At 60.1% G+C, this 24,373-nt stretch carries 15 protein-coding genes and 1 tRNA gene; 14 read left to right on the top strand and 2 right to left on the bottom strand.

What is annotated here, in order from left to right:
* Positions 1–37: 37 nt before the first annotated feature.
* From G1C94_RS00895 to nadD, 3 genes are read left to right on the top strand one after another with little or no spacing between them, the layout of a single operon-like run.
* On the top strand, positions 38–1,327 hold the full coding sequence (locus G1C94_RS00895; protein ID WP_172143803.1) for a glutamate-5-semialdehyde dehydrogenase: 1,290 nt from the start codon (positions 38–40) through the stop codon (positions 1,325–1,327).
* Positions 1,324–1,917 (top strand): phosphoribosylglycinamide synthetase, encoded by a 594-nt coding sequence (locus G1C94_RS00890; protein WP_417852137.1) that lies wholly within the window; start codon positions 1,324–1,326, stop codon positions 1,915–1,917. The genes G1C94_RS00895 and G1C94_RS00890 overlap by 4 nt, the downstream gene beginning before the upstream one ends.
* Entirely contained in the window at positions 1,914–2,606 is a 693-nt protein-coding gene (nadD, locus tag G1C94_RS00885) for a nicotinate-nucleotide adenylyltransferase (protein WP_172143801.1), read from the top strand. The genes G1C94_RS00890 and nadD overlap by 4 nt, the downstream gene beginning before the upstream one ends.
* A gap of 534 nt (positions 2,607–3,140) precedes the next feature.
* Here nadD and G1C94_RS00880 read toward each other — a convergent pair.
* Positions 3,141–4,406 carry a glycoside hydrolase family 3 N-terminal domain-containing protein gene (locus G1C94_RS00880; RefSeq protein WP_417852136.1) on the bottom strand — a complete coding sequence of 422 codons (1,266 nt, stop codon included), beginning with the start codon at positions 4,404–4,406 and terminating at the stop codon, positions 3,141–3,143.
* A gap of 103 nt (positions 4,407–4,509) precedes the next feature.
* Between G1C94_RS00880 and G1C94_RS00875 the strand changes: the two genes are divergently transcribed.
* From G1C94_RS00875 to G1C94_RS00830, 10 genes are all read left to right on the top strand, one after another.
* Positions 4,510–7,782 (top strand): UPF0182 family membrane protein, encoded by a 3,273-nt coding sequence (locus G1C94_RS00875; protein ID WP_172143799.1) that lies wholly within the window; start codon positions 4,510–4,512, stop codon positions 7,780–7,782.
* Positions 7,782–8,300 (top strand): GNAT family N-acetyltransferase, encoded by a 519-nt coding sequence (locus G1C94_RS00870; RefSeq protein ID WP_172143797.1) that lies wholly within the window; start codon positions 7,782–7,784, stop codon positions 8,298–8,300. The genes G1C94_RS00875 and G1C94_RS00870 overlap by 1 nt, the downstream gene beginning before the upstream one ends.
* 231 nt (positions 8,301–8,531) lie before the next feature.
* Positions 8,532–11,222, top strand: a complete 2,691-nt coding sequence (locus G1C94_RS00865) for a hypothetical protein (RefSeq protein WP_172143795.1) — start codon at positions 8,532–8,534, stop codon at positions 11,220–11,222.
* 133 nt (positions 11,223–11,355) lie between these two features.
* Entirely contained in the window at positions 11,356–11,946 is a 591-nt protein-coding gene (pth, locus tag G1C94_RS00860; protein ID WP_172143793.1) for an aminoacyl-tRNA hydrolase, read from the top strand.
* Entirely contained in the window at positions 11,936–15,490 is a 3,555-nt protein-coding gene (gene mfd, locus G1C94_RS00855) for a transcription-repair coupling factor (protein ID WP_172143791.1), read from the top strand. Before pth ends, mfd begins: the two co-directional genes overlap by 11 nt.
* 100 nt (positions 15,491–15,590) lie before the next feature.
* The gene (gene eno, locus G1C94_RS00850; protein WP_172143789.1) at positions 15,591–16,889 is read left to right on the top strand and encodes a phosphopyruvate hydratase; all 1,299 of its coding nucleotides are present in this window, start codon (positions 15,591–15,593) and stop codon (positions 16,887–16,889) included.
* A 139-nt stretch (positions 16,890–17,028) separates the two neighbouring features.
* Positions 17,029–17,562 carry an FtsB family cell division protein gene (locus G1C94_RS00845; protein ID WP_172143787.1) on the top strand — a complete coding sequence of 178 codons (534 nt, stop codon included), beginning with the start codon at positions 17,029–17,031 and terminating at the stop codon, positions 17,560–17,562.
* On the top strand, positions 17,559–18,155 hold the full coding sequence (locus G1C94_RS00840; protein WP_417852135.1) for a DUF501 domain-containing protein: 597 nt from the start codon (positions 17,559–17,561) through the stop codon (positions 18,153–18,155). Before G1C94_RS00845 ends, G1C94_RS00840 begins: the two co-directional genes overlap by 4 nt.
* On the top strand, positions 18,152–19,150 hold the full coding sequence (locus G1C94_RS00835; RefSeq protein ID WP_172143785.1) for a Ppx/GppA phosphatase family protein: 999 nt from the start codon (positions 18,152–18,154) through the stop codon (positions 19,148–19,150). The genes G1C94_RS00840 and G1C94_RS00835 overlap by 4 nt, the downstream gene beginning before the upstream one ends.
* A 39-nt stretch (positions 19,151–19,189) precedes the next feature.
* Positions 19,190–19,269 (top strand) — tRNA-Leu (locus G1C94_RS00830).
* Positions 19,270–19,494: 225 nt separating this feature from the next.
* On the opposite strand, the gene G1C94_RS00825 is transcribed toward G1C94_RS00830, so the two are convergent.
* Positions 19,495–21,897: a Cna B-type domain-containing protein gene (locus G1C94_RS00825; RefSeq protein ID WP_172143783.1), complete on the bottom strand. Its 2,403-nt coding sequence runs from the start codon at positions 21,895–21,897 to the stop codon at positions 19,495–19,497.
* A 481-nt stretch (positions 21,898–22,378) separates the two neighbouring features.
* On the opposite strand from G1C94_RS00825, the gene G1C94_RS00820 reads away from it, so the two are divergent.
* Entirely contained in the window at positions 22,379–24,181 is a 1,803-nt protein-coding gene (locus G1C94_RS00820) for a cell wall-binding repeat-containing protein (protein ID WP_172143782.1), read from the top strand.
* The last annotated feature ends 192 nt before the right edge of the window (positions 24,182–24,373 follow it).

Genomic DNA, 24,373 nt, shown 5'->3' with positions numbered 1-24,373 from the left:
ATGAGATAAGGCAAGGTTTGGAGTAATCTGGGACGCTATGGAGTTCCGAGAGATTTTCGAGCGTGTGTGCGCCCGTGCCGACGAAGCGGCCCAAGCGCAGTCAGCGCTCGCGAGAGCCACCACCGAAGTAAAAAACGCCGCGCTGCTCGCCGTCGCCGATGCGCTCGACAGCCACGCGGCTGATATCGCCAAAGCCAATGCCGCAGATATGCTTGAAGCCAAAGAAAGCGGCATGGATGCCGGCAAACTCGACCGTCTCAAGTTCGATGAGGCGCGCGTCAAGGCGGCCGCAGGGGGAGTGCGTCACGTCGCTTCTCTGCCTGACCCGGTGGGCGAAGTCGTGCGTGGCTACACCCTGCCCAACGGCATGAGACTCACGCAAACGCGCGTGCCCATCGGTGTGATCGGCATGATTTACGAAGCCCGTCCGAATGTCACCGTGGACGTGGCCAGCCTGTGCCTGAAGTCCGGCAACGCGGCGATGTTGCGCGGGGGACATGCGGCTGAGCGCACCAACGCTGCCACGCTTGCCGTCATCGGTCAGGCCTTGCAATCGCGAAGGTTTGACAGCACGCTGGTTCAATCCGTCGACGATTTCGGTCGCGACGGTGCCACCGCCATGATGGAGGCGCGCGGCCACATCGATCTGCTGGTGCCACGCGGCGGCAAAGGGCTGATTCAGGCTGTGGTGACCAACTCGAAAGTGCCGGTGATCGAAACGGGTGCCGGCAACGTGCATATCTATATGGACTGTTCCGGCGACGCGAACAAAGCCATCCCGATTATTCTCAACGCCAAAACCCAGCGTGTGGGCGTGTGCAACGCCGCCGAAAAGCTACTGGTGCATAAGGACGTGGCAGGAGAGTTTCTGCCTCAGGTTGCGGCCGCGCTGTTTGAAGCCGGCGTCGAGATTCACGCGGACGAACGCGCCTACGCGCTCATCGAACAGTCCGCGCACGCTCAAGAAGCCAAACTCGTTCACGCCACGCCGGAAGATTGGGACACTGAATACCTCGCCTTGACCATTGGCGTGAAAGTCGTGGACTCGCTGGACGAAGCCATCGACCACATCAACGCGCACTCCACCGGTCACACCGAGTCGATCATCACCGAAGACTACAGCGCCATCGAGGAGTTTACCGGGCGCATTGATTCGGCCGTGGTGATGGTCAACGCCTCCACCCGCTTCACCGATGGCGGCGTATTCGGGTTCGGCGCCGAACTGGGCATCTCCACGCAGAAAATGCACGCGCGCGGTCCGATGGGATTGAGCGAAATGACCACGACGAAATGGATTGGCTACGGAACCGGGCAGGTGCGCGCATGAGCGAAACCAACGAAATCAGCGGAACCAATGGTGCCGGCAACGCCATGAGCGTCGACATCACCGAGTTGCGCACGGATCTCAACCTGACCGATCCGCGCTGCGGCTTGAAAATCGCCGCCGAGCGCCTGAGCATTGTGCGCTACGTGTTTCTTGTGCAAATCGAGGACGGTATTCCTTCCGCTGCGCAGCGCGCCTCGCTTGAATACGCAGATGCGGTGCTGATCGGCTGGCCGGAAGAGACTTCCCCCGAAGTCGTTGATTTGGATGCCGAGCAACTCAACTCCGTGCGCAGTCACATGGGGCTTATGGAGGATTACATCTCCAAGTTCGCCGCGCTTGAGCGCGAAGGTGACGTGGAAGCCATGACGGATACGCTGATTCGCATCACCGAGCGCGTCGCCGAAGTGCGCCGCCTCTATCAGCCCGGCTTTCCGTTGCCCACGTTCGCCGAGATCCGTCGCGTCGTGCAGGACGAATGGGACGAGGATATGGGCAAAATCGATCCCAAGGACGACAGCCCCACCGCGCAGGACATCAAGCAGGCGCGTGAGAACGAAGATCGTGAGGGGCTTGAGGAGCAGGGTGCATGAAAGCCACACCTGACGAGCGCCGTATGTCCGATTTGTCGGGTGAATCGGTTGAGCAAAATGCCCCCGTCGCTGCGCGTCGTTCAGCTCGCGGCAACTGGCATGAGCGCCCGCGCATCGGCATTATGGGCGGCACCTTTGACCCGATTCACAACGGGCACTTGGTGGCCGCTTCGGAAGTGGCTTGGGTGTACGACCTTGACGAAGTGGTTTTCGTGCCCACCGGCCGCCCCATCTTCAAACTCGACAAAGAGGTCACCAACGCTGAAGACCGCTACCTGATGACGGTGATCGCCACTGCCTCCAACCCCAAGTTCACGGTTTCGCGCGTTGACATCGACCGCCCCGGCATCACCTACACCATCGACACGTTGAAGGATCTGCACGCCCAGCACCCCGACGCGGAACTGTTCTTCATCACCGGCGCCGACGCCGTTGCTGAAATCATGCAGTGGAAGGACGCCGAGCGCATGTGGGAACTTGCTCACTTCGTCGCCGTCACGCGCCCCGGCTATTCGTCGCCCGAAGGCGTGAAACTGCCCGAAGGCAAAGTCGACACCCTGGAGATTCCCGCCTTGGCCATCAGCTCCACCGACGTGCGCCGTCGCGCGCGCCGCAGCGAACCAGTCTGGTACCTCGTCCCCGACGGCGTAGTGCAATACATCACCAAACACGGCCTCTATCGCCGCTAACCCCTTTTCCCTTCCCTCCCTGGCGCTGCATCGGCGCTCGTCTTTTCGTCTCTTCGTGTTTTCGCTGTGTTTCGCTAAGTGTTATTGGGTTGGTTTTGAGTAGGTGCGTTGCCGTGTGGGGTCGGGATGTTCCATGTTCTAACGCTCCGGGCCGCTCTGGCCAAGTCTTACGTACGAAAATGGAACATCCCGACCCCACACTCCCTTCCAGCGTCAGCATGCGTTGGGTTCAGCTTGGGAAACGTTGGATTGGACGCAAGGTGAGTTGCACCAAACGCAACATGTTTACGCGGGTGAGCAGGGGGCTGGCGGCTTGCTGTTTACGTACGTAAGACTTGGCCAGAGCGGCCCGGAGCGGTAGGAAATAGCAAGCCGCCAGCCCCCTGCGGCAACGCACTTACTAAAAAGCATCTCCCACACGATAACGCGCCCAACTAAAACAGCTCTCACCTGGTAACGCACCTACTAAAGGCAGTTCCCATGCGATAACGAACCTAGGAAAGACGAATATAAAAGCTCCAGAAAGCATAAAGCTTATTTAGCGAGGCCCGGCTGGTATTTGAGGGTCATGACGCGGGTTGCGGAGCGGGTGACTTTGGCGGCGAATGCCGGATCGGCGGCGGCCCTGGCGTTGAGTCCGTCGAGGATGGGCGCGACGTAGTCGTTTGCGCCGATGCACGCTAAATCCCCTCCTGCTTCGACCAGCCGCACCCCCAACTGATCCGCAGGCGTGCCGCTCACCGCCGCGGCGGACAGTGAATCCGAGATGACCACGCCTTGATACCCCTGCTTGCCGCGCAATTCGCCATCGATAATCGCCGAAGAGAACGCGGCGGGAACCGAGCCATCGATGGCCTGATAGGTGGCCAGCGACATCATCACCATCGCGGGTTGCGCGTCGGCGATCACCCGGTGGAACGCGCCGATTTCCGCGCCGTCGAGCGTGGTGGTCGTGTCCGTGATGCCATCGGCGGTGAAGTCTGTGTTGCCTGTCACCGCGCCGAGACCGGGGTAGTGCTTGACGGCGGCACCCACCCCCGCGTCGCGCATGCCCTGCACGAACGCCGCGCCGTGCTCGCTCGTGCCGTTCGCATCCAATCCGAAGTCGCGTGACAGCGCGCCAATCGGCGCATTCGACGCACGATCGACTGTGACAGTGCCCATCACGGGTGCCAAATCGACGTTGATGCCGGCTTGGTTCAGTTGCCCGCCCCATACGGCGGCCGACTGGCGCAATTGGTCGGTTGTCATGCTTCCCTGTTCGATGGCACTGGGCATGGTGTCGAATCCCGGCCCCGTGAGGTGCTGCACCAAACCGCCTTCCTGATCGGTGGCCATGATGAGTTTGTTATTTTCGGACGCATAGGATTGCAGGGCGTCCGTGGCCGTGCGCACACTCGCTGTGCCGTCCGTCCAATTACCGATGATGAGCACCGAGCCGACGTGGCGGCTGCTGATGAAATCAGCCAGGGTTGATGGGTCACTCCCCGCGAACAGCGGTGCCATGACGAGCTGTCCCACGCGCTCTTCAACGCTCATCGCCGCCACGGCACGTCGCGCTTTGCCTTCGGGAGACGTGTCCGGTTGTGGAGCGGCGCTTCTTTCCAGCGTGACAGGTGCGGCAGGCGTGGCAGACGCGGCAGAAGACTTCTCGTCGATTGGCGCGGACTGTTGCCGATTATGCTGCCAAATCAAGCCCAGCAGAGCCATCGTGACCACAAGAGCCGTCACCATCATAAAAGCCACGATGCGCAAAACTCGCGTCGTGCGGCGTTCCCGCTCGCTGGGTGTAATGGACATGGGCGCTCCTTCTCGTTCGCTACTGACGATACCCGCACGCCCTCACGTAAATACCCCTCTTCGGCGCAGCAGCCATTCCGCACCTATCTGTACTCTGTAAAGCATGTCCTTTTTTGATTTTCTCGGCATGTTCGACCCCAATCTCGATCCGCGCAAGGCGAATGCCAACCGCAAGCAGACGGATGACGACGAGCCGATCATCGTCGATATCGAAACCAACGAAGGCAATGATGCCTCGAATGGCGGGCCGTCCAGTCCACCCAAGCCTCCCAAGCAGCCCAAGCAGCCCGAGCAGCCGAACTCCGCGCGCATCACGTCGGAGCGCGGCAAATCGCATGGCACCGGCCGCGGCACGAAGATTCTGATCGGAGTGGCCGTCACACTCGCGGTGTTGATCGGCTTGGTGTTCAGCTTGGCGCGGTTCATCACTGATCTGATGTGGTATGACCAGCTCGGTTTCCAGTCGGTGGTGTGGACGCAGTTCGGCGTCAAAGTCGTGCTGTGGGTGGCTTATGCGCTGTTGACGGCGGTGGTCGGGTTCGTCTCGGCGTGGCTGGCGATTCGTGCCCGGCCGGATAGTGCGGACGGCTCCACGGTTCGCGTGAATGGTAACGTGGTGGAAATCGGCCAGCGGGTCAGCTCCAAGACGGCGCGCCGCATCGCCGTGGCGGTTTCCGCGCTGGTTGGCGTGGTGTTTGGCTGGAGGTTCAACGCCAACTGGTCCGAAGTGCTGTTGATGTTCAATGCGCAGTCTTTCGGCGTCAAAGATCCGCAATTCGGCATTGACAACGGTTTCTATGTCTTTGTGCTTCCCGGTTTGAAGCTCATCATGTCCGCGGTGTCGACGCTGCTGGCGGTGGGGCTGGTGTTCTCCATCGTCACTCACGTGATGATGAGCGGTATTCGCGTGACGATGCCGGTGAATGGTCGCGGCCTGTTCAACATCACCAAGCGCGCCCGGCGTCAGGTGGCCATCTGGCTGATGCTCAATATGTTTGGACTGGCCGCGCAGATGGTGCTCAGTGTGTTCTCGCACCTGACGGAGCAGGGCAGCCGCAGCATCACCGGCGCGACCTACACCACGGTCAACGCCACCATTCCCGTCACGTTCATCATGGCCGCGCTGGTCGCCGCATTGGGCGTGGTGCTGGGCGTGTGGCTGATGCGTTCGCACGCGCTGGAGGGCAGCGCCCCGATCAGTGTGCGGGCGTCGGTGGCGCTCAAGGCTTGGCGCACGCCGGTCACGGCCATCGCCGTGACGGTGGTTGTCTCGATAGTGCTCACGATGGTGTGGCCGGCGCTGTTGCAACGCTTCCGCGTCAATCCGAACGCGCAGGAGATGGAGTCGACCTACATTCAGCGCAATATCGACGCCACGCGCGCCGCGTATGGTTTGGAGAATCTCAAGACCGAGCAATACCAAGCCACCACCAAGGGCGAACAGGGCGCACTGAGCGCGGAAGGTGAAAGCACCGCGCAGATCCGTCTGCTTGATCCGCAGGTCGTTTCGCCCACGTTCAAGCAGCTGCAGCAATCGAAGCAGTATTACACTTTCGCCGACACGCTTGCCGTCGACAAATACGACATCGACGGCGAGAGCCAGGACACCGTGATTGCAGCCCGTGAGCTGAACCTCGCCGGCAACGACAACCGCAACTGGGTTAACGACCACACGGTGTACACGCACGGCTATGGCGTCGTCGCCGCCTATGGCAGCCAGGTCACCTCCGATGGCCAGCCGCGCTTCTTCGAATCCGGCATCCCCACGCAGGGCAAGCTCACGGACAGCCAACATTACGAGCCGCGCATCTATTTCTCGCCCAATATGAGCGAATATTCCATCGTCGGCTCTCCCGAAGGCACCCAAGCGTGGGAGTTCGACTATCCGACCGGCTCGCAAGGCGCGACCAACACCTTTAATGGCAACGGTGGGCCTTCGGTGGGCAATCTGTTCTCCCGCCTGCTCTATGCGATTCGTTTCGGTTCCGATCAGATTCTGTTCTCCGATCGCGTCACCTCCGCTTCGCAGATTCTCTATGACCGTTCGCCGCGCGAGCGCGTGGCCAAAGTCGCTCCATATCTCACGCTGGATGGGCGTGTCTACCCGGCTGTGGTGGACGGGCGCGTCAAGTGGATTGTGGATGGCTACACCACCTCCGATGCCTATCCCTACTCGCAGATGACCGACTTGGGTGAGGCCACCGAGGACTCCACCACCGTCTCGTCCAGCACGGTCAAGGGCTTGGGCAGCCAGAAGGCTAATTACATCCGCAACTCGGTCAAGGCCACCGTGGATGCCTACGACGGCTCGGTGGATTTGTATGTGTGGGACAAGTCCGACCCTGTGATCAAGGCGTGGGAGCAGATTTTCCCGGGGCAATACCATCAGCTGTCCGATATTTCCGGCGATCTGATGAGCCACATGCGCTATCCGGAGAACCTGTTCAAGGTGCAACGCGAGCTGTTGGCGAAATACCATGTGACTTCCGCCAGTCAGTATTATTCGGGCGAGGATTTCTGGCAGACGCCGGTCGACCCCACCGAATCCCAGCAGGCGCAGTCCGAGGAGATTATGCAGCCGCCCTACTACCTGACCTTGCAGACGGGCGGCACGAAGCAGCCGGTGTTCTCGCTGACTTCCTCATACATTCCCGCCGGCAATTCCACGCGCGAGATTCTGACGGGCTTCCTGTCGGTGGATTCCGACGCGGGGTCCACCAAGGGTGAGATCGGCCCGAATTACGGCACCATCCGATTGCAGGAACTGCCGAAGGACTCGAACGTGCCCGGCCCCGGCCAGGCGCAGAACAACTTCAACGCGGACGCCGACGTGTCCAAGGAGCTGAACCTGCTGCAATCCGGCTCGACCAACGTGGTGCGCGGCAATCTGCTGACGTTGCCGCTGGGCGGCGGGCTGGTGTATGTGCAGCCGGTGTATGTGAAGTCCTCGGGCAGCACGTCGTTCCCGCTGTTGAAGAAAGTGCTGGTTGCTTTCGGCGATCAGGTGGGTTTTGCCGACACGTTGGATGAGGCGCTCGATCAGGTGTTCGGAGGCGATTCCGGCGCCAAGGCGGGCGACGCGGACAATGTCTCGGGTGGCACCACGGGCAACGCCACGAGCACCGACACGAAGCAGAGCGTTTCGGGTGATTCGACAAGCACCGACGCGAGTCAGTCCGGGGATTCGTCCGATACCAGCGGCGAGAAATCCGAGACAACCACGCGCAGCGCCGAGTTGCAGAAGGCGCTTTCCGACGCATCCACGGCCATGAAGGACGGCCAAACCGCCATGAAGAACGGCGATTGGTCGGCCTATGGCGAAGCGCAGAAGCGCCTTGAGGAAGCCCTGAACAAGGCCGTCGAGCTCGGCGAATAATGGCGTTGGATTACATTTTCCGCGAAGCCAGCCCGGGCAATAACGAAGACATCCAGGCGATTACCGACATCTACAATGCCGCGGTGATCGCCGGAGGTTCGTCCGCCGATCTCACCGCGCGCACCTTCGATCAGCGCCGCGAGTGGGTTGAATCGCACCGATTCCCCTATGGCGTATTCATCATTGAAACGCCGGATCCAAGCCGCGAAATCATTGGTTTCGCCGCGCTGTCGGTGTTCTATGATCGCGCAGGCTACGACGGCGTGGCCAGTTTGGCCTATTACATCGCACCTGAGTGGCAGGGCAGGTCAGCGGGCACTTTCGCGCTGGAACGTCTGCTTGACGAGGCACGGACGCGCCACATGCGCAAGGTGTGCGGCGTTATCTTCGCCGATAACGCCGGTTCCATCGCCTTGATGCGCCGCTTCGGTTTCACCCAATTCGGCCTTATGCCGGCCGCCGCCACCGATTCCACCGGCACCATGCATGATATGACTTACTGGTATCTCGACCTGTAGGCATTGAGGGGGTGTGGGCGCCGGCTATGATGCCCCCATCCATGCCCCCATCTGTTTTGTTCTATATGTGGCTGCGCTGTCTGTTTTTCCTGCAATGTCGCGGGGTGACGACTGGCTGAGCCCATTGCATCCGATGCCGCTATAGGGGGTGGGTTGCAGAGGGTGAATCTTGATAGCCTCGGCGGCGGCAGGGCATGGAGCGCCTGCCTATTTGAGTTGAAATGAGGCTTAATGGTGCGTATTGACAGAATTGGGGTGACGCTCGGTGCACGTTGCGTGGCATCGTTGTTGGCTGTGATGGTTGCGCTTGCTGTGCCAAGCGTATGGGGGAGTGATGCTTGGGCGGAGGCGAGCGGCTCTAATCTTACGGTAAATCTGAACTTTAATCAGAAAACTGATGTCAATGACACCTCATACAAGCTGGGCAATGCGACGGTGACGGGTGGTCCAGGCATATATGCGGTGGTTGAAGTGGATAATGGCTGGTTCACATCTAACGGGTTGCCCACGGGGTTGCAGAGCCTGAGAGAAATCAATTCGTTGAACACGAATGGTGACTTTGCGGTTACGGTGGAATCGGGGCAAAGGTATCGCTATGTTTCGTTCGGATCGACCAATGGGGGCGATTCCATCTCAGCACAATCTCTTCAAGATTTTCTGCGCGCCTTGACGTTCCATATGGAAAACGGCGGATCGCAGACGGTGTCGGTGAGCACGGTGGGCACGCGACTGGACGTGATGAAAACAAATGGGGAAAAACACACGAGCGCAAAAAAGGCGGTTCTGGTTAATGGACATGCCTACACCTTTATTACGGAGCGTGATCCAGACGCAACTTTCGAAAAAGCCTATATGGAGGCAGGGGATGTCTCTTTTGATAATGTGAATGGTCGCCTCATGACGATTGAGTCGCAAAGCGAGGACACGGCTGTTCATAAACTGCTTGATGGAGATGGCGGCTGGATTGGCGGTATGAGAACTGCTGCTCCTACGAATGGCAATACTGCTCCCACATGCGGTGGTGAAGACTGGTACTGGGTGACTGGTGAGAGCCAAGGCAAGAAGTTCTGGTCTCGCGGTTCTGGTGCGGGCATGTACACCAATTGGAATAAGCCGCCCACTTCTGAGGCATGTTATGTCCAGTATGGATTAACCAGCGAATCCGGCGCATGGAACGCTTTGGGGAATACGGCTCATCAGCTTAACGTCAAAGGCTATTATGTTGAGTTCGATCAGCTTGGATCCGGCGTCAAACGTGTCACGGGAACAACCAAAACCGCGGCCGTGCGGTTTAATCTGCTTGATGTGACGAGCACCAATATGCAGTCCAGAGTGTTGCATGGATCGACTTATGAGACGACGCTGAAACCGAACGATGGCCGTCAACTCGATGCCGCGTCGCTGAAGGTGACAGTAGGCGGCAAGTCACTAAAGCGCGGGGGTGAAGACTCGGAGAGATTCACATTCAATGGCGGGAACGGCCACTTGCGAATTCCCGCCGGGAATGTGGACGGAGATGTGGTAATCACGGCGTACGCGAAGCGGTTCGTGGATCTTCAAGAGAGGTGGACTTCCGAGACGCTGGTGCGTTTGCAGGTGGAGTATGGCGGAATATTGGATGTGACCTTGTTGGACAATAGAGTCGGGGTCAAGGGCGGCTACAAGCTTGTCGGCTATGAGATGACCGATGGAGCTAAGTGGGACTTCTCCACACCCGTGACCAAAGACTTGGTGTTGAGGCCGATTTGGGAACTCTACCCGCCTGTGGTGTCGGTTTTGCCGATATCTCCGCGTTTGGAACGAGCCAATGCGACTGTGATGTTGCACGCTTCATCGCAGGTGGATATGGTGCCGAACGCGACGTTCACGTACCAGTGGAGCAAAGATGGTGAGCAGCTTAACGATGGCGCCAATGGTGTGTTGGCGGTGAGAGAACCGGGCACGTATCTGGTTCGTGTCACGGCCACGGATCCGGCCACTGGTCTTACGTCTCAGGCGGAAACGTCGGTCAAGGTGCTCGGGCCTCGTCAGCATACGGTCACGCTGCAAGGCAAAGGCGGGTTCTCGTCGCTCAAGCAGCAGTTCCCGGTGACCAACGGCGACAAGCTGAGCAAGAATAATTTGGATATGAGGGCCGCTCAAAAGGGCTATATGGTTGTCGGATACACCAAGACCGATGGCTCACAGTGGCCGTTCGACGCCGAGGTGCTTGGCAATCTGACTTTGTATCCGCAGTACAAGATGATCGCGCCGATGGTGACGGCGACGGCGGAGCCGACGAAGCTCACATCGGTGGGTGACAAGTCCACACTCACTGCGCAGGCGACTTCGCAGGTGGACGGTGCGGTGTTCACATACCAGTGGCTCAAGGGCGGCAAGCCGATCAAGGGTGCGACGGGCAAGAGCCATCGAACCGGCGAGCCGGGTGACTACACGGTCGAGGTGACGGTGATGGATCCGAGGACGAACATGTCGGCAAAGGGCATGGCGTCGGTGACACTGGCCGCGCCCGACAAGCACAAGGTGACGGTTGCGGAGCGCGATGGCTCGAAGGTGTATATGACACTCGAAGTGCCAAATGGCGGTCTGTTGGATGTGTTGGCGTTGATTACCATCACTCGGGACGGTCAGGCGCCGATTGGTTGGACGAAGGCGGACGGCAGCAAGTTCGACCCGGTCAAGGACAGGATTACGTCGCCCCTGACCATCAGCCCGGAGTGGAAGCCGGTCAAGATGGATGTCAAGCCGACTAAGCCTGCCAAGCCGACCGAGCCGACCAAGCCTGCCAAGCCGACTAAGCCAGCCGCGAGAGCGCCGCTGGCCGACACCGGCCTTGCCGTGGCCGCACCGACTGCGGCGTTGGTGCTCCTGCTGTCCGTCGCGGGCACCTTGGCAGTGCTCCGACGCCGACATGACAGGTAATTAAACCAGCAAGTGGACTTGCCGCGCCAATACTGCGGCAAGTCCCAACGCCCGCCGCGCACCAAACTCGCGCGGCGGGCGTTGCTGTACAATAAGCCGGTTGGAACAGCGTCGCTATTAGAGGTTAAACGGTATGGCATCGGAATTCTGGCTGATCGCCGGCTTGGGCAATCCGGGGAGCAAATACGAGGGCACTCGGCACAATATGGGCTTTATGACGGCGGACGTGCTGGCGCAACGATGGCAAGTCAATTTTTCCGACCACAAAGGCCTTGCCCTGTTGGGCAAAGGCATGATGAGCCTTGAGGGGCGTACCCAGAAGTTCTTTCTGGCCAAACCGCTGACCTATATGAACGATTCCGGCAACGCCGTCGCCTCGATTTGCGCATATTATCAAATCGAACCCGATCATGTCATCGTCATTCATGACGACATGGATCTCGATTTCGGCCGCATCAAGGTCAAAGCCGGTGGCTCGGCCGGCGGTCACAACGGCATCAAATCCATCGACAGGTCACTGAACACCCCGAAATACGCTCGCGTGCGCATGGGAGTGGGGCACGCCCAACGCGGCCATGACAACACGATCAACTGGGTGCTGGGCGGGTTCGGCCCGGATCAGCGCAAGCAACTGCCGGACTTTCTGGCGGACGGTGCCGATGCCACCGAAGACATCATGTTCGCCGGTCTTGCCAAAACCCAGGAGAAGTTCAATGGCCGCTGACGTGCGCGCCGTGACGAGTGCCGGTGACGGCAGTCTTGCCGGGCTGATCGAATCCCTGCGCGCCGACCCCGCGTTCCATGCGGTGGCTGCCGGCGAGGTCACGCCGCCCGAAGATGTGAACGCCTCGCTGGTTGTCGGCGCTCCGCCCGGCATCCGTCCGGCCTTGGCCGCAGCCATTGCAGGCTCCGGCAAACCGGTGGTGATGGTCGTCGCGTCGAGCCGCGAAGCCGAGGAAACCGTGGGCGCATTGCGTTCGTGGTACAACGGCGATCCAAATGACATCGCGCAACTCGAGGCATGGGAGACCTTGCCGCACGAGCGTTTGAGCCCCCGAGCCGACACAGTTGCCAGCCGTATGGCCGTGTTCCGCCGACTCAAGCACCCCAACGCCGGCAATCCGATGTTCGGCCCCATTCGCCTCCTCGTCATGCCGGTGCGCTCGCTCATCCAGCCGGTCGTCGCCGGCCTTGCCGACGTCGAACCGCTGGTGTTCACGTCGGGGCAGGAGTTGCCGCTCGACAAGGCGGTGTCGCGTCTGGTCGAGCACGCATACACCCGCGTCGAACTGGTGATGAACCGCGGCGAATTCGCGGTGCGCGGCGGCATCCTCGACGTGTTCCCTCCCACCGCGCCGCACCCAGTGCGCATCGAGTTCTTCGGTGACGAAATAGACGCCATCAAGGAGTTCCACGCTTCCGACCAGCGCACATACGGCGACGCCATCGCAACCATTTGGGCCACGCCCTGCCGTGAACTGCAACTGACACCCGCGGTGCGCGAGCGTGCCAAAGGCCTCATCGGTTCGATTCCGAACGCCGAAGACATGCTCGAATCCATTGCCAACGCCATCCCCGTCGAAGGCATGGAATCGCTGATGCCCGCGCTGGTGAGCGATATGGAACCGGTGGCCGGCATGTTGCCGGACAACGCGACCGTGATGCTGTGCGACCCGGAGAAACTGCGCCGTGCCGCCGCGGATTTGGCGAAAACGGCGAACGAGTTCCTTGCCGCCAGCTGGCATGTCGCGGCCTCAGGCCACGGTGGCGCGCCGATTAGTTTCGATCAGGCCAGCTTCTTTGATTTCGACGAGACGGTGAGTGCGTTGGGATATTCCCATCGTGAGGTGATGTCGCTTACCGATTTCGGTGTGGACGACAGCCGCCCCGGTCGCGTGCGCATCGCGGCACAGGCCCCGGCTGCGTTCCGCGGCGATGAAACCAAAGCTGCGGCGGGCATCGAAGGCCTTATCGCCGAAGGCTATGAGCTGACCGTCACCGCACCCGCGCAAGGCACGCTCGCCCGCTTGAAGCGCGTAATCAACGAAACCGGCATCACGCGTTTCACGGCCATTTGCTCGCGCAGCCTCGATGGCTTCGTCGATGCCCCCGCGAAAATCGCATTGCTCACCGAGCGCGACATCACCGGGCGCGCCAGTGCCGCAGATCAGGCCAAAACGCCGAAACGCCGCCGCAAAGCCATCGATCTGATGGAACTGAAATCCGGCGATTACGTCGTGCATGAGCAGCATGGCATTGGCCGCTTCGTCGAAATGCGCCAACGCGCCATCGGTACCGGAGCGAACAAAACCACGCGCGAATACCTTGTCATCGAATATGCCCCCTCCAAGCGCGGCGCTCCGACCGACAAACTGTTCATCCCCACCGACCAGCTCGACCAGGTGAGCAAATACATCGGCACCGAAGCCCCCAAACTCAACAAGCTCGGCGGCTCCGACTGGGCCGCCACCAAAGCCAAGGCGCGCAAGCATGTGCGTGAAATCGCCGACGACTTGGTCAAACTGTATTCGGCCCGCCAGCGCACGCCCGGCTTCGCCTTCAGCCCCGACACCCCGTGGCAGAAGGAGCTTGAGGACGCCTTCCCATATCAGGAAACCGCCGACCAGCTCACCACCATCGACGAGGTGAAGGCTGATATGCAACAGCCGCGCCCGATGGATCGCCTGATCTGCGGCGATGTGGGCTTCGGCAAAACGGAGATCGCCGTGCGCGCCGCGTTTAAAGCGGTGCAGGACGGCAAACAGGTGGCCGTGCTCGTGCCCACCACGCTGCTCGTCCAGCAGCATTTCGAGACGTTCACCGAGCGCTATGAGGGCTTCCCTGTCAATGTGGCCGCGATGAGCCGCTTCCAGAAACCCAAGGAAATCGAAGGAACCATCGCCTCCCTTGCCTCCGGCGAGGTCGACATTGTGATTGGCACGCACAAGCTGCTCAATCCGAAGATTAAGTTCAAGGATCTGGGGCTGGTGATTATCGACGAGGAGCAGCGTTTCGGTGTCGAGCATAAGGAGACGCTCAAAGCCCTGCGCACCAACGTTGACGTGCTGAGCCTGTCGGCCACGCCCATCCCGCGCACGCTGGAGATGGCGGTCACCGGCATTCGCGAGATGTCCACGCTCGCCACCCCGCCCGAGGATCGCCTGCCCGTGCTCACGTATGTGGGTGCCTACGAGGACGCGCAAGTGGCCGCCGCCGTGCGCCGCGAGCTGTTGCGCGGCGGGCAGGTGTTCTATGTGCACAACCGCGTCGAGGATATCTCGCGTATCGCCGAGAACATCCACACGCTGGTTCCCGAAGCACATGTCGGCATCGCGCACGGCAAGATGGCCGAGAGGCAGCTCGATCAGGTCATTCGCGATTTCTGGCATCGTGACATCGATGTGCTGGTGTGCACCACCATCATTGAGACGGGCTTGGATATTTCGAACGCGAACACGCTGATCGTCGACCATGCGGATCGATTCGGCTTGAGTCAGCTGCACCAGTTGCGTGGGCGCGTCGGCCGCGGCCGTGAGCGCGCTTACGCCTATTTCCTCTACGACCCATCCAAACCGATGACCCAGCAGTCGCACGACAGGCTCGCCACCATCGCGCAAAACACCGCGCTCGGCTCCGGCTTCGACGTGGCGATGAAGGACTTGGAGCTGCGCGGCACCGGCAACCTGCTGGGTGACGAGCAGTCCGGCCATATCGAGGGTGTTGGTTTCGACCTGTATGTGCGCATGGTGTCCGAGGCGGTCGAGGCTTACAAGGAGCCAGGCAAGCCGGCCGAACCCGTGGCCGTATCGGTGGATTTGCCCATTGAAGCCTGTATTCCGGTCGATTACATCGATTCCGACAAGTTGCGTCTTGAGGCTTATCGCAAGCTCGCCGCCGCGCGCTGCGAAGAGGATTTAAGCGAGTTGCGTGACGAGTTGAAGGATCGCTATGGCGAGCCGCCCAAGCAATTCGAGGCGCTGTTCGATGTGGCGCGGCTGAAGTTCAAGGCGCGCAAGGTGGGTGTCAGTGAGATTCTGTGCCAGTCGAACCGCGTGCGCATTGGTCGCATCGATCCGCCCGAATCGGTGCAAATGCGCATGTCGAGAATCTACAAGGGTGCGCAATATCGCCCGGTGACGCATCAGCTGATCGTGCCCGCGCCGTTCGCCGGCTCGCTTGGCGGCGAGCCCATGAGCGGCGATCAGGTGGTGTTGTGGGTCAGTCAGTTGCTTGATGACCTTGCGTGGAAGCCGGCAGCTCAGCGATAAAAACGTGCTGTGAGCGCTAACAACACGAAGCACCCAACCGTCCATCAATACCACTATTCTTGGCAATGACATCACAACCTAACGTGTTTAAGGAGTAGTTGTGGCAGCAATTGAAAGCGTGTACGCGCGTCAGATTCTCGATTCCCGTGGCAACCCGACCGTTGAAGTCTATCTGCAGACCGAAGACGGCGCTCTGGGCAAGGGCTTGGTTCCCTCCGGCGCCTCCACCGGCGAAGCCGAGGCTTGGGAGCGTCGCGACGGCGACAAGTCCGTGTACATGGGCAAGGGCGTGCTCGATGCCGTCAAGGCCGTCAACGAGGAGATCGCCCCGAAGATCATCGGCATGGACGCCGCTGATCAGCGTGCCCTCGACGATCTGATGATCGAGCTCGACGGCACCCCGAACAAGGGCCGTCTGGGCGCCAACGCCATCCTCGGTGTGTCCCTCGCCGCTCTGTACGCTTCGGCCGAATCCGCCGAAATGCCGCTGTATCGTTACATCGGCGGCACCAACGGCCACATCCTGCCGGTGCCGAACATGAACATCATGAACGGTGGCGCGCACGCTGATTTCGCCACCGACATCCAGGAATACATGATTTCCCCGTACGGCTTCGAGACCTACTCCGAGGCCCTGCGTGCCGGCGTCGAGGTGTACCACACCCTGAAGAACGTCCTGAAGAAGGAAGGCCTGGCCACCGGCCTCGGCGACGAGGGCGGCTTCGCCCCGAAGATGAAGTCCAACAAGGACTCCCTGAACTACATCATGGACGCCATCTCCGCCGCCGGCTACGAGCCGGGCAAGCAGATCGGCATCTCCCTGGACGTGGCCTCCTCCGAGTTCTACAACAAGGAAACCGGCAAGTATCACTTCGAGGGCGACGACCGCGACGCCAGCTACATGCTCGACTTCTATGAGAACCTCGTCAACGAATACCCGATCGTCTCCATCGAGGATCCGTTCCAGGAAGAAGGCTGGGACGACTGGGCGGCCATCACCGCCAAGCTCGGCGACCGTCTGCAGTTCGTCGGCGACGACCTGCTGGTCACCAACCCGAAGCGTCTGGCCAAGGGCATCGAGCTGGGTGCCGCGAACTCCCTGCTCGTCAAGCTCAACCAGATCGGCACCGTCACCGAGACCCTCGACGCCATCGAGCTGGCCACCAAGAACGGCTTCACCTCCATGGTGTCCCACCGTTCCGGTGAGACGCCCGACACCACCATCTCCGACTTGGCCGTCGCCAAGAACACCGGCCAGATCAAGACCGGTGCCCCGGCTCGTGGCGAGCGCGTCGCCAAGTACAACCGCCTGCTGGAGATCGAGGAGGAGCTTGGCTCCACCGCTCAGTATGCCGGCTACAGCGCGTTCAAGGCCTGCAAGAAGTACATGGCCAAGTGATATCCCGCGCTTGAAAGCGCGTGACAGTCATGACGATAAGGGTGAAGGACTCTTCGGGGTTCCTTCACCCTTTGCTTTATGTTGCTTTACGTTGCTTTGCTGCGTGAGTCCGTCGAACGTGACGGGTAGTTTGGTGAGCATGAGCACACGGGATCGCAAAGCAACTCGCGGAGAGGAGAAGACTCCACCCAAGCGTTCCATTAATTCGGGGCCGATCGCGTTTTTCGTATCCCTGTTCATCGTTGCAGTCGGCGTCATTCAGCTTGTTTCCACGCTCAACGTCTATGCGGCCGATTTGTCTCATCTCAATAGTCTCAAGCGCCAGGAAGCCGCTCTGATCGCCCAGAAACAGGAGCTGGAGAACGACATCTCCCGTTGGGACGATACGTCTTATGTGGCAGCGCAGGCCCGCGACCGTCTCGGTTTCGTGTTCCCCGGCGAGCAGTCCGTGCATGTGCTCAACCCGCAAGCCGTCACTGGCGAGGAAGCGGAACAGCAGGAGAGCAGCTCGGGGTCTTCAACCCAATCGAAACAGCTGCCGTGGTACAGCGAACTGTCATACTCCTTCAAAGAAGCCGATCAGGAGGATGACAAGCAAACCGATTCAGCCGATCAGCAACAGAGCGATACACAAGACGACAAGCAGGAAAGCAATCAGGAGAACAAGCAGTGACCGATCCCATCCAGCTGGCCCAACACCTTCTCGCCTCACCGCTCGATGCGCGCGATATCGCCATTGTGGAACGTCAGTTGGGCAGATATCCGCGCGGCATGGTTGCGGTCGGTGCCCGTTGCGCATGCGGGCGTCCACTCGCCGTCGTCACGAGGCCCTTGCTGCCGGGCGGCGTGCCGTTTCCCACCACCTGCTATCTGACCAGCCCCGAGGCGGTGAAGGCGGCTTCGCATGTCGAAGCGGAGGGCACGATGCGCGAATATGGCGCATTGGTCGAGAACGATGCCGAAACGAAAGCGGCTTATGAGCGCGCGCATCAGCTTTATCTTGAGTTCCGTCACGCCGTGGCCGCGCAACTGGGGGACAGCGAGGAGCATATCGAGGGCACGTCCGCCGGTGGAATGCCCACTCGCGTCAAGTGTCTGCATGCGCTGGTCGCGCAGTCGCTGGTGATGGGGTCGGGCACGAACCCAATTGGCGATATGGTGCTTGAACGGGTGAAAGACGAGTTCAGCCCCACGCTCTGTCGTTGTAGTGTGGACTGGCCGGAGCAAAGTGAGCCGGAACAAAGCGAAGAGGACGAGAGGCAATGAGCAAAGCAGTCACCGTCGCCGGCATCGATTGCGGCACCAATTCCATCCGATTGAAAGTGGCTCGCGTCGACGAGCAGGGCATGAGTGAGATTGTGCCGCGTCAGTTGCGTGTGATTCGCCTCGGGCAGGGTGTGGACAAAACCCACCGTTTCGCCGACGAAGCGCTTGAACGCGCCTACGCTGCGGCGCGCGAGTTTGCCGACATTCTTGCACAGCACCCAGTGGATGATTTGCGCTTCGTGGCCACTTCCGCCACCCGTGACGCCGAGAACCGCGAGGAATTCGAGAGCGGCATCGAGAGCATTCTCGGCGTGCGCCCCGAGGTCATCGACGGCGCCGAAGAGGCGGATTTGAGCTTTCTTGGCGCGACCAGCGTGGTCGACCGCAGCGCTTTGAAACCCCCCTATCTGGTGGTCGATCTTGGCGGTGGGTCGACCGAACTGGTGCTTGGTGGCGATGGGCAGAACGCCCCCGCCGGGCAGGTGCAGGCCGCGTTTTCAATGAACGTCGGCTCCGTGCGCATGACCGAACGTCATTTAAAAACCGACCCGCCTACCGAAGATGAAATCGCGCGTGCCATCGAGGACATCGACGCGCACATCGACGAGGCGTTCCGCACGGTTCCGGCTGGGCGCGCACGCACAATCATCGGCGTGTCCGGCACCGTGACCACGATGACCGCGCTGGCATTGGGATTGACCGAATACGACCACCGGGCCGTCGACGGATATCGCCTGCCCGTGAGCGAGGCGTACGCAGTGGATGACAAGTTCCTGCGCATGAGCCGCGCCGAACGCCGCACATACAAAACCATCCACCCCGGGCGCGTCGACGTAGTGGGCGGCGGTGCTGTGGTGTGGAATCGTGTGCTGGCCAAGGTCAGTCAGGCCGCTCAGGCTGATCATGGTGAGGGTATTGATTCGTTCGTGGCCAGCGAACACGGTCTGCTTGACGGCATCGTGCTCGATTACGGTCGTCGTCTCTTGACCTCTTGATAACGTACAATGGCAATCGGCTGGTTGTGCCGGCCGCAAGCCTCCGTGGCGAAATTGGTATACGCAGCTGACTTAAAATCAGCCGCTTCGGCTTACGGGTTCGAGTCCCGTCGGAGGCACATTTCGCACCCACTGGAAACAGTGGGTTTTCTCTTTGTTTTCTGGGGTTTGCCTTGCCTTATTTTCCGCTGATTGCTTGCATTTTCCCCACGTTCCTCGAAACAATGCGGGCAAAATGCGGGCAAAATGTGGGCAAAATAAAAGATTGGCCTTGCGAGGGGGACGCAAGGCCAATCAGGGTGTCGTCACATCACCGTGTTAAGGAGATGGGCGACGAGTCATTATCAGTGCTTCTTGGTGCGACGGATGATGATCACGGCGGCCATTCCCGCAATGACGCACAGCAGGCTTATCGCCGCAATCCACGCGATGGTGCTTCCGGTCTCAGCCAAGGTGCTCTCGGACTTGCCTGTATCGGCAGACGACTTGGTCGTGGACTTGGCCGTGGACTCGGGCTTGGTCGTGCTGGATGACTTGTCCGTATCGGACGGTTCGTCTGTATTGGAGGGCTTGTCGGTATCGGACGGTTCGTCTGTATTGGAGGGCTTGTCGGTATCGGACGGTTCGTCTGTGTCGGACGGCTTGTCGGTATCGGACGGTTCGTCTGTGTCGGACGGCTTGTCGGTATCGGACGGTTCGTCCGTGTCAGACGGTTCGTCCGTGTCAGACGGTTCGTCCGTATCGGACGGCTTGTCCGTGTCAGACGGCTCGTCCGCAGGCTTATCCTCATCGGGTGAACTGTCCTCCACCAACGTATTGGTCACGACGAAGCCGCTCTCGGCATCGCCCGACACCTTCGAGGAATACCCCTCGATGGCCCGTTCCTTCACGGTGTAGGCGATCTTGGCGCCATCATCGTCGTATTCAGCCAAGTCCGCGAAAGCGCCCTTCCAGTCGTTGTCGGCGCTCAAAGTCACGCTCTTGCCGGTCTCCTCGCCGTTGGCGAGCAGATCGATCACTGCCTTGTCCGAAGCCTTGCCGACCCACTTCTTGCTCACGGCCACCTCAGTTTTGACGGTGGTGTTGTTGAAGGAGATGGCGTCAACAACCGAGTCGTTCTTGGTAATCGTCGGTATGCATTCGAACTGTAGGTCGTTGTCCTCGTCAATCGGGGTCACCGTCACCGTATAGACGGAATTATCGAGCGTATAGCCGTTGAGCTTCTGATTCGTCGACTCACGCACGGTGTAAATGAACGTCTTGCCGCTGTCACCCTCGCCGTAGTCAATCTGGTCGAAGGAGATGGTTCCGTCTTCGCCGTTCTGCTTCGTCTGCAGAATCTTGCCGCTCTCATCCAGCAGCTCGAAGTCGAAGGTGCGGTTGCCGGGAGCTTCGCCGTCAACGCTCTTGCGGGCGGTCAGCGTCAGCGAGCCGTCAGCCTTCTTGGTTTTGACGGTGTTGCCGCCAACGGTGTTGGAGACGGTCTGCCCCACCTTCACCTTGCTGAAATCCGTCACGATGGTGACGTCCTGCTTCATGGAGGCCGGGATCGCCTTCTTGTTGGTGATGTGCACGGCATTGGTGGCTTGGTCGTAGCTCAGCGAGAAGTAGTCGGAGCCATAGGAATCCATATACGTGACATCGGAATCAAGCTCGTCCGTAAGGTTGATCTCGCCCGCAGCGAACTCCTGATCATTCTCGAACGAAATCGTATAGGTCACGGTCTGGTCGCTGGGATCATTGGTGACTTTGGTCTTGTCGACGCTCTTGTAGCCCAGCGAGGCGCTGTATCCGGACATGGGCTTGACTGTGAAAGTGGAGGCTTCCACATCCTTGATCGCGGAGGAGCCGTATTCGATCTTGGCGGTGTTCTTAATGGCGGCCTTGGTTCCCTTGGGGATGGTTACCGAGTATTGCACGCGGTAATACTTCGTGCCGTCCAGCATGTTGCTGAAGTTGAAGGAGAGATCATTACCGTTCACCGTGGAGATTTTGGCGACTTCCTCCTGGGAGAGTTCAGGGCCACCTGTATTATCCGGGTTGACGGTCAGAATGCGAATGGAAGAGGGGACGACCGTTGCCGCCTCGGGGACGGAGTCGGTCACCGTGACGTCTTGTATCTGGGAAAGTCGCGGATTCACCGCAATGGCATAGTTGATGGTCACGTCTTGATCGGGATTGTATACGCCAGTTTCCGAGGTATCTTGCTGGTACCCTTGACCGTCATGCGCCCATTTGACGATTGCGCGATACTCCTTCGTCGGCCCGGTGTCGTGGCGTCCGGCACCCACCGTGATAGTTTTGGAGGCATTGCCCACGGTGACAGTGGCGGTTGTCGCCGCGTAGGTGTCGTTATTGCCGAACGCGGAGATGGAGAACGATCCCGAGATGCCGTTGATGGCCTTCTCATTGAAGATGAGCCTGTATTTGCCCTGCCCCAAGTCCTGCTTGCCGGAGAACAGCAGGGAGCTGTACGACAGCGACACGTCTTTCAAGGTATCCGGCACGGTGACGTCGATGTAATCGCCGGCATTTATCTTGCCGTGGTCGATGGTGTATTTCACATTGAATGATGCATACTGGAGGTTGGCAACGTAATCCGATTCGGTGGTGATGGTCGGATGGAAATATTGCGATGCATCGGAACCGGCATCCGCGCTATACGCTACGGTGCTCGCCGCTCCCACGCCGAGCATCAGACTGAGCGTGATCAGCGCGCCCAGCAAACAACGCAGTTTGTGTTTCATGGTGTTCCCTCCTCTATCCGCCCAAGGCAGTTCGTGTGGACTTCGGGTCACGGGTGTACCCCGTGCTCTTGTCGACGCGAATTAGTTTTAAGTAAAGTTGGTTTGCGTCTGAGAGTGAAGCCTAGCAACTGTGCAGCGCGAAAACGCCGTTATAACGCCATAAGTGAAGAACGCCACATTTTTGTGCCCGCGTGCGCCTTAACCGTTGCGCTCGTTTTGGACGCGGCGATTAACGACGGGGGTTGACGAGCAGCCCAGTGCGCTCTGATGTGTGTGATGTGGACCTGATGTGGACCCTGAAAAAGGGCAGCTTTGTTGGGGGGGGGAGTATTTTTGGCGCTAAGCGTCTCCGTGTGGCGGTTTGTTTGTGGTTGTTCCCTGTTGCGTGGGGTCGTGTCCCCCATCCCTGCTCGGGGTTGGGGTGTTAAGGTTTTCCGCTTGCTCGAGGAAGTGCGGGCGGAATTATCGAGAGGAGTTTGAAATGATGAGAAGTGTAGCAACTAAGGCGCGGCCCGTGCGCCGCGGGGCGCTTGCAAGGTTGCTGGCGGGCCTGCTGGCCATGGCCCTGATGGCCGTGCTGTGTCCCGCGGGCGCCATCCCCGCCCAAGCCGCCGGGACGGATCCCACACTGCGCGTGGCCACCGATAGGGACGGCCGCCCCAGGGAAGGCGTTATCCTTGGTTCCGGCATCGACAAGGCCAAGGTCCGCACGATCACGTTGAAGAACAGCAAGCCCACGGGTACGAAATGCTGGGATGCCGGCCGGCCTGAAGGATCCGTGACTGGCTGCGCGACCGCGAGCGCCGAGGCTTCCGGCATGTATGACGTGGTGTACGGCGCTGACGGTGTGTACCCCAAATTCCCGATCGAGTCGGACCGCCTGTTCTCGGGGCTGGCTTCCCGCTTCAGCGGGCTTGTTTCCATCAAGGGCCTCGATCGGATAGACACGTCGAACGTGTACAACATGGAGGCCATGTTCGCGGGTTGTTCGTCGTTGACCGGGTTGGACCTGTCGAACTGGAACACGTCGAACGTGACGAACATGTACAGCATGTTCCAGGGTTGTTCGTCGTTGACCGGGTTGGACCTGTCGAACTGGAACACGTCGAAGGTGAGGGGCAGTACCAACACGCTCTACATGTTTGAGGGTGTTTCCAAGCTTGTGGAGTTGCGTTTGGGTGCGGGGGTCACTTTGAGTCTTTCCGATTGCGGTCTTGGTTCGCCTGATGCTTCGGCGTCGCGGGCGGGGTATGTGAATGTTTCCCCCTTGTGGCGTGATGCGAGCTCGGGTGTCGAGTATGCGACGGCGAATATCCCGTCGAAGCGTGCCGGGACGTATACGGCGTTCAGGCCGGCGAGTGAGGCCGGCCGGTTGACCCGTCTGTCGGGCGATACGCGGTATGACACGATGGGCAAGGTCGTCTCCCAGGCGTACCCGGACACGGCGGGCACGGTGATTGTGGCCAGTGGCGCGAACTACCCCGACGCCCTGTCCGCTTCCGGTTTGTCTGGCGTGTTGGATGCTCCGATTGTGTTGACTGATCCGAATGCCCTGTCTTCGCAGGCCGTCGCGCAGATCAAGCGTTTGAATCCGTTTAAGGTCATTATCGTGGGTGGTGTGAACGCGGTGTCCGGGAACGTGGAGTCGCAGTTGAAGTCGTACGTGAGAACGGTGGAGCGTCAGGGCGGCGAGACCCGTTATGACACGTCGTACTTGTTGTACGAGCTCGGCGGCTGGAGGGGCCGGGGCGATTATGATACCGCGATTGTGGCGTCGGGTGCGGGTTATGCGGATGCGTTGAGTGTGAGTTCGTATGCGTATGCGAGCGAGGTGCCGGTGTTCCTGTGCGATCCGGACGCCGGTTTGACCGCCGCGCAGCGCACCGCGCTGGCCAGGTTCGAGCGTGTGATTGTGGTCGGTGGTGTGAACGCTGTGCCCGACAGGCACGTGTCCGGTTTGCCGGGTGTGATTCGTCTGGCCGGCCAGACGCGTTACGAGACGAGCGTGGCTTTGGCCAAGTGGACGCAGAGCAACGGCCTGGGCATGAACGGCGTGGTGTACGCGCGCGGCGACGATTATCCCGACGCGCTCGTCTCCGGTCCATTGGCCGGCCGCAACAAGGCCCCGGTGCTGTTGGTGTCCGATGCCAAGGGCCCCGCGGTGTCCTACTCGAAGGGTTTCAAGGGCAAGGTGAGCACGGCCTACGTTGTCGGTGGATCCGCGGCTGTGAGCGCGGCCACCGCCAACGCCCTGGCCGACGCCCTGGGCGTCCGTCGCCCGTAAGGGCCGGGCTTTGCCCGGGCCCCCGCTGTTACGAAGAGCCCTGTGAGTTCTTCGTAGCAGCGGGGCCTAGCCCTCTTTGTCATTTCGACCGGAGGCCATCAGGCCGGAGTGGAGAAATCTTTCGGGTAACGCCATAACTCCGCAAAGCAAGATTTCTCCGCTCGCTGCGTTCGGTCGAAATGACAATAACCG

The organism is Bifidobacterium panos (assembly GCF_012932445.1).
In the GTDB taxonomy this organism is placed as follows: domain Bacteria; phylum Actinomycetota; class Actinomycetes; order Actinomycetales; family Bifidobacteriaceae; genus Bifidobacterium; species Bifidobacterium panos.
The sequence above is the reverse complement of the archived record's forward strand: the minus strand, read 5'-3'. Positions and strand labels throughout refer to the sequence as shown.